Below are 14799 nucleotides of genomic sequence, written 5' to 3' on the forward strand. Positions count from 1 at the left end.
GGATGATCGCGCATCAGCGGGGTGCTTAGCATGTACACGGACGGACTGGCCGTCAGCGGGACATGCGGACGGGATGACGAGTGAGGGGGCCGAACGGTGGCTCAGGCGGAGGACGGGGCAGCGGACGCCGGATCGATGCGGCTGAACGGGGACGGCACGACGCCGGTCTTCGGACAGCAGGGCGGCACCTTCGCGCCTCCGCGGTACGGACCACTCGCGCCGGCTTCCCCCGGTGGCCAACAGAGCGACCTCGCCCACTCTGAGGCCATGAAGCGGAAGGCCGCCGGCTACATCGAGCGGACGCTCGGCCCCGACACGCACAAGGCTTCGGTGATCGCCGACGAGGACAGCGAAGCGATCACGGGTAGCAAGGACGTTCCGTCCAGCGTGCGCCCCGGCGGAGGCGGCACGCTGAAGGGCTGGCGAGTGCGCGCGGCCCTGCAGACCCGTGCGTCGCGCTTCGGGCGGCGGGCCAAGAACCTGGAGAACCGGCTGAAGGCGGAGCGGGAGACCCTGCTGGACGTCAACAAGCTGTTCGGGCACAACGAGACGCTCACCAGCAACGGCTTCAACAAGCTGCGCCCGTCGTCCGGCGCCGGGTTCGACGCACCGCCGGGACTGTCCGCACCCAAGAGCAAGTTGGACGATCTGTAAGGCGCCGGGCATGACCATCGACTATGACGACATCGTCCACGCGGACCTCAGCCCTCTTCAGGACGCGTCCAAGGCGTGGAAGAAGATGGGCGACCGCTACGGCACGCTGCACACCCACTACAGCGACCATGTCAAGGCGGCCGTGAACGCCGACACCTGGCGTGGCTACTCGGTCCTGAAATTCAAGGACCAGGCCCGGACCACGCTGGAGGAGTACGCGGGCGCCCGGGACGAGGCACGCGCCGTGAGCGGACAGTTGGATGAGGCGTACACCCTCCTCAAAGCGTGCAAGGACTTCGTGATCGAGGAGCGGGACGCCGCGGAGAAGTTCGGTATGGATGTGGACGCCCGCGGCAAGTGCACCATCAACCTCGGCAAGATGGACGACGACAAAGCGGAGACCTACCGCCGTAACCAACTCGCTCGCGAGGAGACCGAACAGGCGTGGAACAAGCGGATAGCCGACGCGGTGAAGGCCACTCGCGAAGCTGACGAAAACATCCACCGGGCCATGGTCGCGGAGCCCGACGACGGGGACAAGGGGGTGCCGAACGGCTTCAACGGTGCCCTCAAGAGCGATGTGGGCGCCGCGAACGCGGACCGTGCCGACGAGCTGTACGAGAAGGTCAAGGACGGCGACAAGCTCAATGCCAAGGAGCGCGACGAACTGACCAGCATCGTCGCGGCGAACAAGAAGGACCCCGAGTTCAGCCGCACCCTCCTCAACAGCCTGGGCGGCCCCGAGGGAGTCATCAAGACCCACAACAAGCTCGACGATCTCGCCTACTTCGACGCCAAGGGCGAGAAGAAGGACTACCTCTCCCTGGACCGCGGCCTTGCCACCGCGCTCGCGTCCGCTACCGGCAAGGACAGCGACGGCCGCACGGCCCGTCCCGGTGCGGCCCGTGCTTTCGCCAGTCAATGGCGCGAGGAGATGAAGGACGTCGGCCTCAAGAAGTTCGACCTGGAACTCGCCGCCGACGAGGCGGGCGGCCAGAAGGTGCGCGGATACCAGTCGATGGTCAGCCTCATGCAGCGCAGCGGGACCAAGTTCGACGGGGACTTCCTCCATGGCTTCGCCGACGACATCCGCGCCGCCGAGGACCCCAAAAAGGGCGGTGACAAGGACGTCTGGGACCTGGAAGGCGACTTCTACGGGGAGAAGGGAAAGGACAGCGGTGTCTACGACCACAGCGGCAAGGGGCGCTTCGCCAACGACCCGCTGGACGGTGTCCTCGACGTCATGAGCAAGAACCCTTCCGCCGCCACCGAATACCTCGACCCCGGCACAGGCGACGGCAAGGACCGGCTGGACTACCTCAAGAACGAGCGCGACTGGGAGCTTGTGGACAAGAAGATCACGCAGGTGTCCCCGAACGGCATGAGCCAGATCGTGCAGGTCGGGGACGAAGCGGCACCTGACGTGCGCAGCGGTTACGGCGCAGCGCTGGAGGCCGCAGCCACCGGCAACGCGCCGGGCACCGACGCCCCCGAGGATTTCGGGACGCACAGCAAGGCGGAGATCCGGGTGTTCGAGCACATGGTCGAGTCCTACGGCGCGGACGCCAAGCACGACCCCGAATCCATTCCCGGAAACCTCCGCCAGAACATGGCCAATGCCGTTGCCGCGTATCCGCACGATGTGCACGACATTCTCGGCGTAGACATGGATCACTCCAACTCCAGTAATGCCACCGATCCCAATGGTGTCTCTGTTTCGGATAAGCAAATGCACCAGTTCCTGCGCGGAATTTCCGAAGACGGTGGGGCTTTCCGTACTGTTCATGATTCTCAGGCCCGCATCATCGCCGAGGATGTGGCGGGATTGGATCAGCAGGATTTTGCTGGCAAGTCCAGAGAAGCGATGAATGTGACTGTGGAATCCGGTCGCACAATGGGAAGTCTTGATGAGATCCGTGCTTCCGTGCTAGCGAGCGATCGGGATGGGGAGATCGATCGGAACAACTGGAACAAGACATACCAATACCATGCGTTTGGAGCTCCGGTAACTGGAATCCCGTACGTCGGTGACTCGGTTCAGCGGCTGATCGACGTTGGTACAGGGCAGCACGCGGCAGCGCTCAATCAGGATGTGACGAACAAGACGCGTGAGCAGCTCATCGAATACTATTCTGACCATGGCTACCCTCGGCTCCGCGACATGTTGGAGGAGCGTGCGCGGGAGACTGGGGTTCCGCAAGCTGATCTCCAGGATGCAGGTAGTAACTATGGTCAGCTTCGGAGCGGTGCGGAAAACGCTTACAACGCCGGCATCGGTAGCACTCAGCGTAACGCTGAAGGGTTTAAGTAATGAGTCGGCGCATCACCGTCCTGTCTGTTTCCGTGGTTGCCGTGTTGTTGGTTCTCGGCGGGGCCGCGTTTGTGTTGTGGCCGGACGGGAGTGTGGCTGAGGCGAAGGAGCGGGAGCGGGCTTTTTGCTGGAAGGTCAGCGCGCGGGTGTCCTCGGGAGATGAGGGGGGCTCGGTGGCTGCGTGTGCGGCTCGGTTGGAGAGGGCGGGAAAGAGGGATCGGGCCGCATTGCGGGCGGAGGTTGCCGCTTATGCGCGGCACACGGCCAAGGAGTACGACCGGATGCCTGTGCCGGTGCAGCAGGCGTTGGCGCGGGCGTTGGCTGAGCGGCCTGAGCTTGTGTACGAGAGTCTCGCCTCGGACGGGTCGCGTACCTCTCTGGACCGTGCAGAACTGGCGTTCACAGTCCGCGCGATTGCCGGGAACGACGCGGCGCTGCGCACGGTGCGGTCGTCGCAGGAGGCGTACGTGCGGTCGCGGATCGAGTCGCTGACGCGGGCGGACTTCGACAAGGGCGAGGACAGTCGGCATGCGCTGCGCGTCACCAGGTCGGTGGGGCGTGTCATGGGGACTCTCACGTCCTGGTCCCAGAGCGGGCTGCCGGAGGACACCAGGGCCGAGCGCAGCGACTACTACGAGCGGCACGGCTATCCCCGTGTTCGCAACCAGTTGGAGGACCGTGCTCGTGCGCTTGAGGTGCCGCAAGACGACATCGAGGAAGCCGGTAGCCCGATGGGAGCACTGAAAATCGCACTCGAAGGGGCCTACAACGACGCCGCCAACGCCGCCGAGGCCGCCGCGCGCCACGCGGACGAGGACTGAGCCCGGGCTGATCCGGTGTCAGGGGCCCGGCGGCAGGGGTTACCTGCTCTGACCTCGTCCGTCCCCGTATTCTCGGGGGCATGCAGCGAGATGTGCGAGGCCGATCTTTGTGAAGACGACGCCGCTGACGTGGCTACGGGCGCTCAAGGAGACGGCTGTCTCCGGGTTGACCGTGGAGCGGGCCTCGCTGACGCCGTTGATCGCGGTGCGGGGGGCTTGCGGGGTGGCGATCGTGATCGGGGTCGCGTTGGCGGTCGGGTCGCCGCAGCTGGCGGTGTCCAGCGCCTTCGGGGCCTTTGCCTCGGGTATCGCGACGTTCCAGCGCAGTTGGCGGCCCCGGCCGGTGCTGGCGCTGGCGGCGGCTGCGGGGCTCGCGGTCTCCACGTTTCTCGGGTATCTGCTGGTCGGGTGGCCGCTCGCCTTTGTGCTGCTGCTGGCGCTGTGGGCGTTTCTCGCGGGCATGGCCTGGGGGATAGGGCCCACCTCGGGGGTGGTCGCCGCCTTCAACATCGCCGTCATGCTGATCACCGTCACGCTGCCGACCAGCGTCCTGGGCGCGCTCGGCCACGCCGGGCTCATCGCGGCCGGTGGGGTGGTGCAGGCGGGGCTGATCGTGGTGTTTCCCGTACGGCCGTGGGGCGAGCGGCGTGACACGCTGGCCGACGCGCTCGCGGGGGTCGCCGACTACGCGCGCAGGCTGCGGCACGACCCGATGGCGCCGTTCGACCCCGAGCCGCTGATCGAGGCGCGCAGCGCGGCTGCCGTCACTCCGCGTCAGGCGCGGCGCAGGCCACGGCAGTTGCAGGGGTACCGCGCGATGGCCGAACGGTTCCGCCCTGTGCTGGCCTCGCTCGCCGATCCCGTGGTCGGCGGTGCCCCGATGGTGGGGCCCGAGCGGGACCGGGTGCGGGAGCTGCTGTCGGCCGCTGCGACGGTTCTGGACGCCACGGCCAGGGCCGTACGCCGCGGTGAGCGGGTACGCCTGCCCGACCAGGCGCTCGATGTGCTGCGGGTACCCAAGAGCGGGCCGGTGCTGAGCGGCCCTGCGCGGCGGGCCGCGCTGCGGCTGATCGCGCTGACGGACGACGCGGTGGAGGCGGCGCAGGAGCCCGTCGAGGTGACCCGGCACGGGCTGTTGGCCAAGGTCACCTGGCACACGGCGGATGCCGGGGGGCGCAGACAGGGCTTTCCCGAGCGCTCACGCGAGGTGGACGCGACCCTCGACGGGCCCTACGGTCCCGATCCCGAGGAGGAGGAAGCCGAGCGCAGGGCGCAGGAGGAGGCCGCCAGGGAGCCCCGCAGGAACGGCAAGGAGTCCCGTAAGGCAGGCAAGGAGTTCCGTAGGAGGGGGTCGGAGCGTGGCGCCGGCGAGGTCGGCGAGCAGGGCGGCGGCTCAGGACACGCCCTCGCGCGGCAGCGCCATCTGCACATGCCGACCCTGGCCGGCCTCGTTCCCGTCGCCATCCGCGCGTTCCGCCGCGAACTGCACTGGACCTCGCCCATCATGCGGCACGCGCTGCGGGTCAGCGCCGTCGCCTCGGCGGGCTATCTGCTGGGCAAGGCCCTGCCGCCCGTGCACGGCTACTGGATTCCGCTCACCGCTGTCATGGTGCTGCGGCCCGACTTCTCCCGTACCTACCAGCGGGGTGTGGGCCGGCTCGTGGGCACGCTGATCGGCGTCGCCCTCGGCGGGACGGTGATGGCGCTGGTGAGCCCCGGCATCTATCTGAGTGCGGCGCTCGCGGTGGCCAGCGTGGCGTCGCTGTATCTGCTGATGCGGACCGGCTATGCCATCGCTTCCGTCTGTACGGGTGCCTATGTCGTCTTCCTGCTCGGCATCCTGGGCGCCGAGTGGTCGCAGACCGCCTACGAGCGGGTGGGGCTGACGGCGCTGGGCGGGGTGCTGGCGATGCTCAGTTACGCGCTCTTCCCCGCGTGGGAGACGCCGCTGCTGCGTGAGCGGCTGGCCGACTGGCTGGCGGCCAACGGGCGTTATGCCATCTCTGTGCTGGACGCGTTCGCACAGCCGGCCGAGCGCACGCCGAGGCAGGTGCGTGAGGCGCTGCTGGACAGCCGCGCGGCCCGTCAGGAATGGGAACAGACCGTCAGCAGAGCCGAGTCGGAACCGGTACGGCACCGGGGCAGGCTCTCGCACCGTTCGGCGACGGACGCGCAGTCGGCGCTGGTCACCATGGGCAGGGCCACGATGCTGCTGGAGGCGCTGATCCCCCGTTCGGACGCGCCTCCCGACGCAGGGGCTGGGGACTTCTCCTCGGCCCTCGCGCCCGCTGTCGCCGCGGCGGTCGCCGCTGTACGGGAGAGCGAGCCGCTGGAGTGGAGCGCCGTGCACGAGGCGCTGGCGCGCTGGTGGGAGCAGGTGGAGGCGCCGCCGCCCGTCGCGCTGCGGACGGCGGAGCTGCTCACGGACGCGCTGGACGACCTGGCCGAGGCGGTGGACCGCCCACACTCGGTCCGCGCGCGGGGCGGTGCCCACACCGGGTGAGCGCGGGGCGGTGCCCGCGCGGGCACCGCGCTACCGCACGTCGAACTCGTTGCCCTCGGGGTCGGCCATCGTCACATGGTGGCTGCCCGGTTCGACCACCACGCGCAGCACCCGTGCACCCAGCCGCTCCAGCCGTTTGACCTCGGTGTCGCGGGCGTCGGGGCCCGCGTGGACGTCGATGTGGAGGCGGTTCTTGCCCTCTTTCTGCTCGGGCACGGTCATGAAGAGGAGCCTTCTGCCCAGACCCGTTCCGGTGTCGGGGTCGACGGCGTCGTGCGGATGACGTATCGCGGCGGCGTGCCGCCATGCCTTGCGGCCCCCGTGCAGCTCGTCGGTGACGATGAGCCCCTCGGTGATGGCGCCCATGCTGTGCAGGCGTTCGATGTGGGCGCTGTGGTCCTCAGCGGTGTAGCCGAGGGCCCGCTCCCAGAAGTGGGCCAGCTGATGGGGGTCTTCGCAGTCGATGACGAGCTTCCAGTCGAGAGGCATGTCGCGTCCGTTCTGTGGTGCGGGCGGGGATCCGCTCGGTCGCGGGCTCCCCGGATGCCTGTTTCTTAACCGGGGCGCGGCAGGTCCGCAACTGCCAAGTGCGCACCTTTACGGGGAGAGTTGGTGCTGCCTCGCCACAAGGGGGCGCATGTCAGAGCCTGTTCAGGCCGAGTTCGCCGCGCCGGCGGTGGCCGTGGAGCGCGCAGAGGGTGGCGGTGGTGACCAGTACGGCGCTCGCGGTGCCCCACGCCGCGTAGAAGCCGGTCAGGCCCAGCGGCTCGGAACGCCGGGGGTCGGTCTCGCCAGCGGGGTCGTGGAAGACCCGCATCCGGTCGCCCTCGGCAGCGCCGTCGCACGGGCTGAGGCTGAGCCCGCCGCCGTCCGTTCCCGGGGTCCCCCCGGGTGTGCGCAGCTCGCAGCGGGGGCCGCCCTTGGCCTGGTGGCGCACCTCGGTCACCTCCACCGTCACCCACCGGCCCCGGTCCAGGAGCGCGGAGGTGGAGAACCCGCTCCAGGCGATGCCCACCAGGGCGATCCCGGTGAAGACGACGAGAACGAGGTAGCGGCGGCGCGGGCCGTAGTGCGCCAGCTCCAGCAGAAGGGCCAGGAGATACAGCGCGGTGAGCGCCGTCAGCGTCCAGAAGAGGCCCTCGCCCGTGCCGAAGGCCCGGCCGGAGAAGGCCGTCACACCCGTGAGGCCACAGCCGAGCAGTGCCCCGGCCACCGCGAGGACGACGGCGCGTGCGCGCGAGACGGTACGCAGCCGGGCGCTCAGCCGGGTGCTGAGCCGGTGCGGCGCCGCGGGCTCGGAGCCGAGGCCGCCGAAGAGCGCGGCCCGGGGATCGGCGGGCGCCACCCGCCGCGGGTGCGCCGCGCCGCCGCCCTTGCCCAGGTGGGCGGCACCGGGGCGGTCCCCACCGGGGTGGATGGCGCCGGGGCCGACGGCACCGGCGCGGAGGGCCCAACCGGTGCCCGTGCCCGGCCTGTTGCGGCGGGCCTTCCGCATCCCCGTACAGCCGGCGGCGGTCAGTACGGCGGCCCACAGCAGGAAGGTGCCGTAGAGGGTGGGGTCGGGTTCCTCGTAGGGGTCGGTCTTGGACGCCTCGACGAGTCCGGCGGCGAGGAAGAGGAACGCGAGGGCGAGTGCCAGCGTGGAGAGGGAGATCCAGGCGGCGCGCAGCCCGCGCAGAGCGCGCTGGTCGGCGTTGCCGGGACCGCCGTACGCCGCCAGCCGCCGCTGTCTGTCCCGGCTTCTGAGCCCCAGCAGCACCAGCAGGGCGCACGCGGCGGCGACGGTGGCGGCGCCGATCACCAGGGAGAGCTTCGCGCTCGTACCGTCGGGACGGCCGGCGTGCACATGGTCGTAGATCCCCGAGGCGACGAATCCGGCGCCCGCGCACACACCCACGAGCAGCGCGGTGCGCGCGGCCAGTTCCCTGCCCGCCAGCTCGGCGCGGAGCAACTCCCGTACTCCGTACGCGAGTTCACGCTCGCCCGGCTGGCCGCTCCGGACCGTGCCCACCATGTGCTCGTCCCCCGTTACGCACGTCGGCGCCGTTTCACCACGTCTCAGGGTTCCAGAGGGAGGCGCGGCGCAGGGACTGGGGGCAGTGGCGGTAGACCTCGTCGATCTCGACGAGCAGCGCGAGCTGGGGGCGCTGCCCCTTGACCTTCATCTCCTCGAAGAACGGCGCGTCACGCAGGACGCGTGCCCTGCCGTTGACGCGGAGGACGTCGGTGCTGCCGGGGACGAGATGGAGGAGGCCGACGTGCGGGTTGTCGAGGACGTTGCGGAAGCTGTCGCCCCGCCTGTTGCCCGGGCGGTCGGGCAGCGCGAGGGTCCCGGAGTCGAGTACGTGCGTGAAGCCGGGGGAGCCTCCGCGCGGCGAGGCGTCGCAGTTGCCGTGCGCGTCGGAGGTGGAGACGAGGCAGAAGGGGGAGTGGGCCAGCATCTCCACGTCCTCGGCCACCAGCCGCTGCCTGACCTTGTCGATCACCAACTGGTGCGGCCGGCCGAGGATCTCCCGCAGCGCCTCGTGGGAGTCGACCTCGACGAAACCGGAACGGTCGGCGGCGTCGGGTATGGCGGCGGGCGCGGCGTTCGACAAGTGGTGGCTCCCAACTCGGCGCCCGCTCGCGCACAGCCTCCGGGCGGCGACGAGGCGGGCTGATGTCCCTGTTAGGGTCACCTTACTTGAAGGTCCAACAAGCTCCTCGCGCCCCCGCGAGCGGCCCTGTGCGGAGCACGCGCGGACACCGGAACATGCGAGGAGGGGCAGATGCGAGACGCCGTGGCCTTCCCCCAGCCTTCGGCCGGGAGGTGCCCCCAACCCGGCCCGCAGGACCCCGACCGCAGGGCCCCGTCCCGGTCGGACACCGGGCACACCGGAACCGGACGGACCGGAATGATGCGGCCCGGCGGCTCCCCCGTGCGCCGTGGAGCGCTGCTGCTCGGCCTGCCATTGGCGCTGTGCGCGCTCGTGCTGAGCGTATGGGCCAGCCTCGTGGTCGGTACCGGGGACGTGTCGGCCGCCGATGTGCTGCACGGGCTCTTCTCGCCCGACCTGTCCGACAAGGGCCAGCTCATCGTCCAGGAGGTCCGGATACCGCGCACCGTCACGGGGCTGCTGGCCGGGGTCGCGCTCGGGCTCGCGGGGGCCGTGATGCAGGGCGTTGCGCGCAACCCGCTCGCCGACCCCGGCATCCTCGGCGTCAACGCCGGTGCCTCCGTGGCCGTCGTCCTCGCCATCAGCGTGCTGGGGCTGTCGGCCCCCGCGCAGTTCGTATGGTTCGGCTTCCTCGGCGCCCTCGTCGCCGCCGTCGTCGTCTACGGGGTCGGTGCGCTCGGCCGCGAGGGCGCAACCCCCGTGAAGCTCGCCCTCGCCGGGGCCGCCATGAGCGCACTGCTCGGCTCGTTCACGTCGGCCATCCTGCTCACCGACAACAAGACCTTCGACCAGTTCCGCTTCTGGCAGGTGGGCGCCCTCACCGCGCGCGGTACGGACGTGCTGTGGCAGGTCGGTCCCTTCATCGTGGTCGGCGCCCTCTTCGCGCTGCTCCTCGGGCCGCACCTGAACGCGCTCTCGCTGGGCGACGACCTCGCACGCGGCCTCGGCCAGCGCGTCGGCCTCGCCCGTATCGCTGCGGCCGTCGCCGTGGTGCTGCTGTGCGGGGGAGCGACGGCTGTCGCCGGGCCCATCGGCTTCGTCGGCCTGGTCGTACCGCACGCCGCGCGCCTGCTCACGGGCCCCGACTACCGCTGGATCCTGCCCTACAGCGCCGTACTCGCGCCCGTACTGCTGCTCCTCGCCGACATCGTGGGCCGCGTCATCGCGCCTCCTGGCGAGGTCCAGGTCGGCGTCGTCACGGCCGCCATCGGGGCCGTGCCCTTCATCATCCTCGTCCGCCGCCGACGGCTGGCCGAGCTGTGACGGCCGGACGCGGGGCGACGGCCGCGCCCGTCAGCGCCGAGGACGCCGTACGCGAGGTCGTGCGCGTCCGCCGTTCCCTGCGCGTGCGCGGTACGGCCGTCACCCTGGGGCTGGCGGCGGCGGTACTCGCCGCGCTGTGCGGTGCGCTGTCCTACGGGGACGTCGTCGTTCCGCTGCCCGACCTCTTCGCCACCCTCGCCGGAGGCGGCAACGGTGGGACGCGGTTCGTCCTGTTCGACCTGCGCATCCCGCGCGCGCTGACCGGGCTGCTGGTGGGCGCCGCGTTCGGGATGTCGGGCGCCGTCTTCCAGACGATGCTGCGCAACCCGCTGGCCAGCCCCGATGTGATCGGCATCAGTTCGGGCGCCAGTGCGGCAGCCGTCGTAGGCACCATGATCTTCGGGCTCTCCGGTTACGCGCTCTCGGCGAGCGCGCTGGGCGGGGCGCTGCTGGGGGCCGCGCTCATCTACGCGCTCGCGTGGCGCAGGGGCGTCACCGGATACCGGCTGGTGCTCGTCGGCATCGGCGTCGGCGCCGTACTCACCAGCTTCATCTCGTATCTGATGACGCGCGCCAAGGTCGCCGAGGCGCAGCAGGCGCTGGTCTGGCTCGTCGGCAGCCTCAACGAACGGACGTGGTCCGAGGTCTTGCCGCTGGTCGTCGCGGTGGCCGTGCTCATGCCCACCACGCTGCTGGTCGCGCGGACGCTGCGCCCGCTGGAGCTGGGCGACGAGACGGCCACCGGGCTCGGCGCGCATGTGCAGTGGGCGCGGCTCGGGCTGATGGGGTGCGCGGTGGCGCTCGCCGGGGTGGCGACGGCCGCCGCTGGGCCCGTCGCCTTTGTCGCCTTCGTCGCCGCGCCCATCGCCCGCCGGCTGATGCCGGCGCGGGGCCCCGCGCTGCTGCCCGCGGCGCTGACGGGCTCGTTGATCGTGCTCGTCGCCGACTTCGTTGCCCAGCACCTGCTGGGGCAGACGCAGTACCCGGTGGGCGTGGTGACGAGCGTGATCGGCGCCCCGTATCTGCTGTGGCTGCTCGCGCGTACGAACCGGGTGGGCCGGGGTGGCTGAGGCGCGGTGGACAGCGGTGCGTGCGCGAGACCGGCGGGCAGCGAAGTGCGGGAAGGACAGGCGGCAATGAGCGAACGGCACACCCTGGAGGCCAGGGACGTACGGCTGGGATACGGCGGGCGTGACATCGTCTCCGGGCTGAGCCTGGAGGTGCCGCAGGGCGCGGTGACCGTCGTCGTGGGGCCCAACGCGTGCGGCAAGTCGACGCTTCTGCGCGCGATGGCCCGGCTGCTGGCCCCGTCCTCGGGCGCCGTGCACCTGGACGGGCGCAGCGTCGCCGAGACGCCGACCAAGGAGGTCGCCGCCGTGCTGGGCATCCTCCCGCAGAGCCCGGTCGCCCCGGAGGGCATCACGGTGAGCGACCTGGTGGGCCGGGGGCGCTATCCGCACCAGGGCTGGTTCCGCCGGTGGACCGCCGAGGACGACGAGGCCGTCGCCGGCGCCCTGCTGGCCACGGACGTGCTGGAGCTGGCGGCGCGGCCCGTCGACGAGCTGTCCGGTGGCCAGCGGCAGCGCGTCTGGATCGCGATGGCACTCGCGCAGGGCACGGACATCCTGCTGCTGGACGAGCCGACGACGTTCCTCGACGTGAGTCACCAACTCGATGTGCTGGACCTGTTGACCGATCTGAACCACGCCGACGGCACCACGATCGTAATGGTGCTGCACGACCTGAACCTCGCCTGCCGTTACGCCGACCATCTCGTGGTGATGCGGGACGGGCGGATCGTCGCTGAGGGCAAGCCGTCGGAGGTGGTGACGGAGGAGCTGATGTCCGAGGTGTTCGGGATGCGCTGCTCGATAGTCGAGGACCCCGCTTCGGGGACGCCGATGGTCGTTCCGATAGGGCGCCACCACGTGCGGACGGAACCGCCTGTTCCGCGTAACTGAGGTGAGGCTAACCTAAGGACCATGAGAGCCTCTGCGTTCCCCGCCGACCCCGCGTCTTCCGCCGACCCTGCCTCCTCTGCTGACCCCGCCTCCTCCGCCGGTCCTGTGGACCCGGGCCGCCACCGCACCCGCGCCCGCACCTGGCCACGCCTGGCCGTCTCGGGCGCCGTTCTCGCGGCCCTGGTCGCCGGGCTCACGGCATGCGGCGGCTCGGAATCCGGGGGGGCGGACTCCGGCGGCGAGGCGGGCGCCGGGTTCCCCGCCAAGGTCGCCACGAAGTTCGGGAACGTCACCATCCCCGAGAAGCCCAAGCGCGTCGTCGCACTCGGCTGGGGCGACGCGGAGACCGCGCTCGCTCTCGGCGTCCAGCCCGTCGGACAGAGCGACTGGCTCGCCTTCGGCGGTGACGGCGTCGGCCCCTGGGCCAAGGGCATGTACAAGAAGAGCCCGCAGAAGATCGGCACCCTGGAACCCGAGTACGAGAAGATCGCCTCGCTCCAGCCCGACCTGATCCTGGACACCAAGTCCAGCGGCGCCAAGACCCGTTACGAGACGCTCAAGAAGATCGCTCCCACCGTGGGCGTGCCCAAGGGCGGGGACCAGTACAAGGTCTCCTGGGAGAAGCAGACCCGGATGGTCGCCCAGGCACTCGGCCGCGAGCAGCAGGGCAAGAAGCTGATCGCCAAGACCGAGGCGGAGTTCGCCGCTGCGGCCAAGAAGCACCCCGAGTTCAAGAACAAGACCATCACCCTCGGCTCCCGCACCGCGGGCGACTACGGCGCCTATGTGCACGGCACCGGCCGTACGGACTTCGTCGAGCGCCTCGGGTTCAAGAACAACCCCAAGGTCGAGGCCAAGGCGGGCAAGGCGTTCTCCGTCCCCGTCTCGCGCGAGAACCTCGGCATCTTCGACGCCGACCTCACCGTCGTCGCGCCCATCGGCGTCAGCGCGAAGAAGGTCGAGAGCGACCCCCTCTTCCAGGCCGTCCCCTCGGTCAAGGACGGCCGCTCCGTCGTCTTCGGCCCCGACGGCGTCAGTTCGGCCTTCGCCACGGACTCCGTGCTGTCGGTCTCCTACGCGCTCAAGAAGGTCGTCCCGGTGTTCGCCGACGCGCTCAAGAAGTAGCGGACGCGCTCAGGAAGCCGCTCAGATAGCCGCTAAGGAAGCCGCTCAAGGAGCACGTCCGCCGGGGACCGGAACACGGGGGCCGGGAGCCGATGAGCCCCTGAGCCGGGCCGGGGAACGGGCAGGCGCCCGGCGCCCGTTCAGCGCGTTCAGCGGAAGGGGATCGTGAGCCAGGGACTGTCGGGCTCCGTCGTGAGCACGCGGTGCGCGGTCAGCATGTCCTGGTACCAGCTGCCGAACTCCTCGTCGTCGAAGTGCAGACAGCGCCCGAGGACGTAGCCGACCGAGAACTCCTCCCAGGAGCGGTAGTCCTCGGCGGCTGCGCGCCCCGCGCGTACCACCGCGTTCTCCGCCTCCTCCAGGGTGCAGTAGCGGGCGCCCAGCCCCCAGCGGGCCATCTTCGAAGCGCGCCCGTAGTCCCAGGAGGCGACGGAGGTCACGAACCCGCCCTCGGGCAGCAGCCCGTCGGCACGGAAGCGTGACTCGTAACGGGTGATGCGCCCGACCAGCCGCTTGAGCCCCTCCACGTGCGCGTCCGTCTCCTCCTCCGTCGGCCCCTCGGTCCTGGTGACGCCCTCCGGGGTGAGGGTGATGGTGGCGGTGCGCTCGCGCATCACGTGTTCCACGGCGCGACGCCACTGGCCCACGTCCACATGCCCGCCGAAGTCGCGGGCGAGCGCGCGGCGCACGCGGAGTGCGAACTCCCATACGGGGCTGCTCATCTCGGCGCGCAGCAGGTCCTCCTGGTACTCCAGCCAGGTCTCGCGCGAGGTGAGCCCCCATGCCTGCCGCAGCCGCTGCCGCTCGTCCGGATAGCCCTGGCCGTGCCAGCCCATCGCGTTCCAGAACGAGCCGTTGTGCACGCACAGCAGCGCGCCGCACGCGAGCCCGTGTGCCACACGCCCCGTGCGCGGACCGCCGATCCACAGGGTGCGCAGGGTATGCGGGCTGCTGCCGCCCGGGCCGCGGTCGTGGTGCTGCTCCCAGTGCCCGCGGTAGCCGGGCCCCGCGTAGAAGTACGCCTCGCACGGTGTGCCCGGGTTGACCGCCAGCCACGGCGGGTCGGCCGGCGCCCACGCGCGGGCGAACCAGCCCAGGCTGTGCCGGAAGAACACCGGGTCGGGCGCAGGTGCGGGCAGCAGACCCGCGGTGAAGACGGCGACGCAGTACGCCTGGATCTCCGGCCGCCAGGTGGGAGTGAACGTCACCGTGCCCGGGTTGGCGTCCAGATAGCCGCGCGGCGCCGCGTGGTACAGCTCGGTCGCCGCCAGTACATCGAGGTAGGCGCTCCAGTCCAGGCGCGACTTGGCCTCCAGCAGCGCCTGTTCGACCGCGCTCGGTGGCGTCCACGCCGCAGCCCCCGGTCCGCCCGGCCGACCCGGTCCGCCCGCCCCGGCTGTCCCCGCGCCGTCGGCCCCGTTCCGCATTCCTCGTACCCCTTCGCGCCAGCTCGGCGTCTCCGTCAGCGCGCCGATCCCCTGCCGTCCGCGCGCTCTTGCTCTCT

Annotated in this window: 12 protein-coding genes; 8 read left to right on the forward strand and 4 right to left on the reverse strand. The window is 70.7% G+C overall.

Annotation, left to right across the window (positions count from 1 at the left end; all coding sequences use genetic code 11):
• Positions 1 to 96: 96 nt before the first annotated feature.
• From NMN56_RS15645 to NMN56_RS15660, 4 genes are all read left to right on the forward strand, one after another.
• Positions 97 to 654, forward strand: a complete 558-nt coding sequence (locus tag NMN56_RS15645; RefSeq protein ID WP_274043863.1) for a hypothetical protein — start codon at positions 97 to 99, stop codon at positions 652 to 654.
• 10 nt (positions 655 to 664) lie between these two features.
• Entirely contained in the window at positions 665 to 2965 is a 2301-nt protein-coding gene (locus NMN56_RS15650) for a DUF6571 family protein (protein ID WP_274043864.1), read from the forward strand.
• 281 nt (positions 2966 to 3246) lie between these two features.
• A complete protein-coding gene (locus NMN56_RS15655; RefSeq protein ID WP_280842785.1) occupies positions 3247 to 3786 on the forward strand; it encodes a hypothetical protein in 540 nt (179 codons plus the stop codon).
• A 124-nt stretch (positions 3787 to 3910) separates the two neighbouring features.
• Positions 3911 to 6289 carry an FUSC family protein gene (locus NMN56_RS15660; RefSeq protein WP_274043989.1) on the forward strand — a complete coding sequence of 793 codons (2379 nt, stop codon included), beginning with the start codon at positions 3911 to 3913 and terminating at the stop codon, positions 6287 to 6289.
• Between the two features lie 30 nt (positions 6290 to 6319).
• On the opposite strand, the gene NMN56_RS15665 is transcribed toward NMN56_RS15660, so the two are convergent.
• From NMN56_RS15665 to NMN56_RS15675, 3 genes are all read right to left on the reverse strand, one after another.
• Positions 6320 to 6778, reverse strand: a complete 459-nt coding sequence (locus NMN56_RS15665; protein WP_274043866.1) for a VOC family protein — start codon at positions 6776 to 6778, stop codon at positions 6320 to 6322.
• Positions 6779 to 6929: 151 nt separating this feature from the next.
• Entirely contained in the window at positions 6930 to 8303 is a 1374-nt protein-coding gene (locus NMN56_RS15670; protein WP_274043867.1) for a hypothetical protein, read from the reverse strand.
• Between the two features lie 34 nt (positions 8304 to 8337).
• Positions 8338 to 8886: an MSMEG_1061 family FMN-dependent PPOX-type flavoprotein gene (locus NMN56_RS15675; RefSeq protein WP_274043868.1), complete on the reverse strand. Its 549-nt coding sequence runs from the start codon at positions 8884 to 8886 to the stop codon at positions 8338 to 8340.
• 297 nt (positions 8887 to 9183) lie between these two features.
• On the opposite strand from NMN56_RS15675, the gene NMN56_RS15680 reads away from it, so the two are divergent.
• The 4 genes from NMN56_RS15680 (at position 9184) to NMN56_RS15695 (ending at position 13295) form a co-directional block, all read left to right on the forward strand.
• Positions 9184 to 10209, forward strand: a complete 1026-nt coding sequence (locus NMN56_RS15680; RefSeq protein WP_274043991.1) for a FecCD family ABC transporter permease — start codon at positions 9184 to 9186, stop codon at positions 10207 to 10209.
• The gene (locus tag NMN56_RS15685; RefSeq protein ID WP_430542586.1) at positions 10206 to 11279 is read left to right on the forward strand and encodes a FecCD family ABC transporter permease; all 1074 of its coding nucleotides are present in this window, start codon (positions 10206 to 10208) and stop codon (positions 11277 to 11279) included. The genes NMN56_RS15680 and NMN56_RS15685 overlap by 4 nt, the downstream gene beginning before the upstream one ends.
• 66 nt (positions 11280 to 11345) lie before the next feature.
• Positions 11346 to 12170 carry an ABC transporter ATP-binding protein gene (locus tag NMN56_RS15690; RefSeq protein WP_274043869.1) on the forward strand — a complete coding sequence of 275 codons (825 nt, stop codon included), beginning with the start codon at positions 11346 to 11348 and terminating at the stop codon, positions 12168 to 12170.
• 21 nt (positions 12171 to 12191) lie between these two features.
• Positions 12192 to 13295 carry an iron-siderophore ABC transporter substrate-binding protein gene (locus NMN56_RS15695; RefSeq protein ID WP_274043870.1) on the forward strand — a complete coding sequence of 368 codons (1104 nt, stop codon included), beginning with the start codon at positions 12192 to 12194 and terminating at the stop codon, positions 13293 to 13295.
• Positions 13296 to 13444: 149 nt separating this feature from the next.
• Here NMN56_RS15695 and NMN56_RS15700 read toward each other — a convergent pair whose 3' ends face one another.
• Positions 13445 to 14722, reverse strand: coding sequence for a DUF1266 domain-containing protein (locus tag NMN56_RS15700; RefSeq protein ID WP_274043871.1), 1278 nt, complete (start codon positions 14720 to 14722; stop codon positions 13445 to 13447).
• Between the last annotated feature and the right edge of the window lie 77 nt (positions 14723 to 14799).

The sequence above is a fragment of the Streptomyces iconiensis genome, from assembly GCF_028657195.3.
In the GTDB taxonomy this organism is placed as follows: Bacteria; Actinomycetota; Actinomycetes; order Streptomycetales; family Streptomycetaceae; genus Streptomyces; species Streptomyces iconiensis.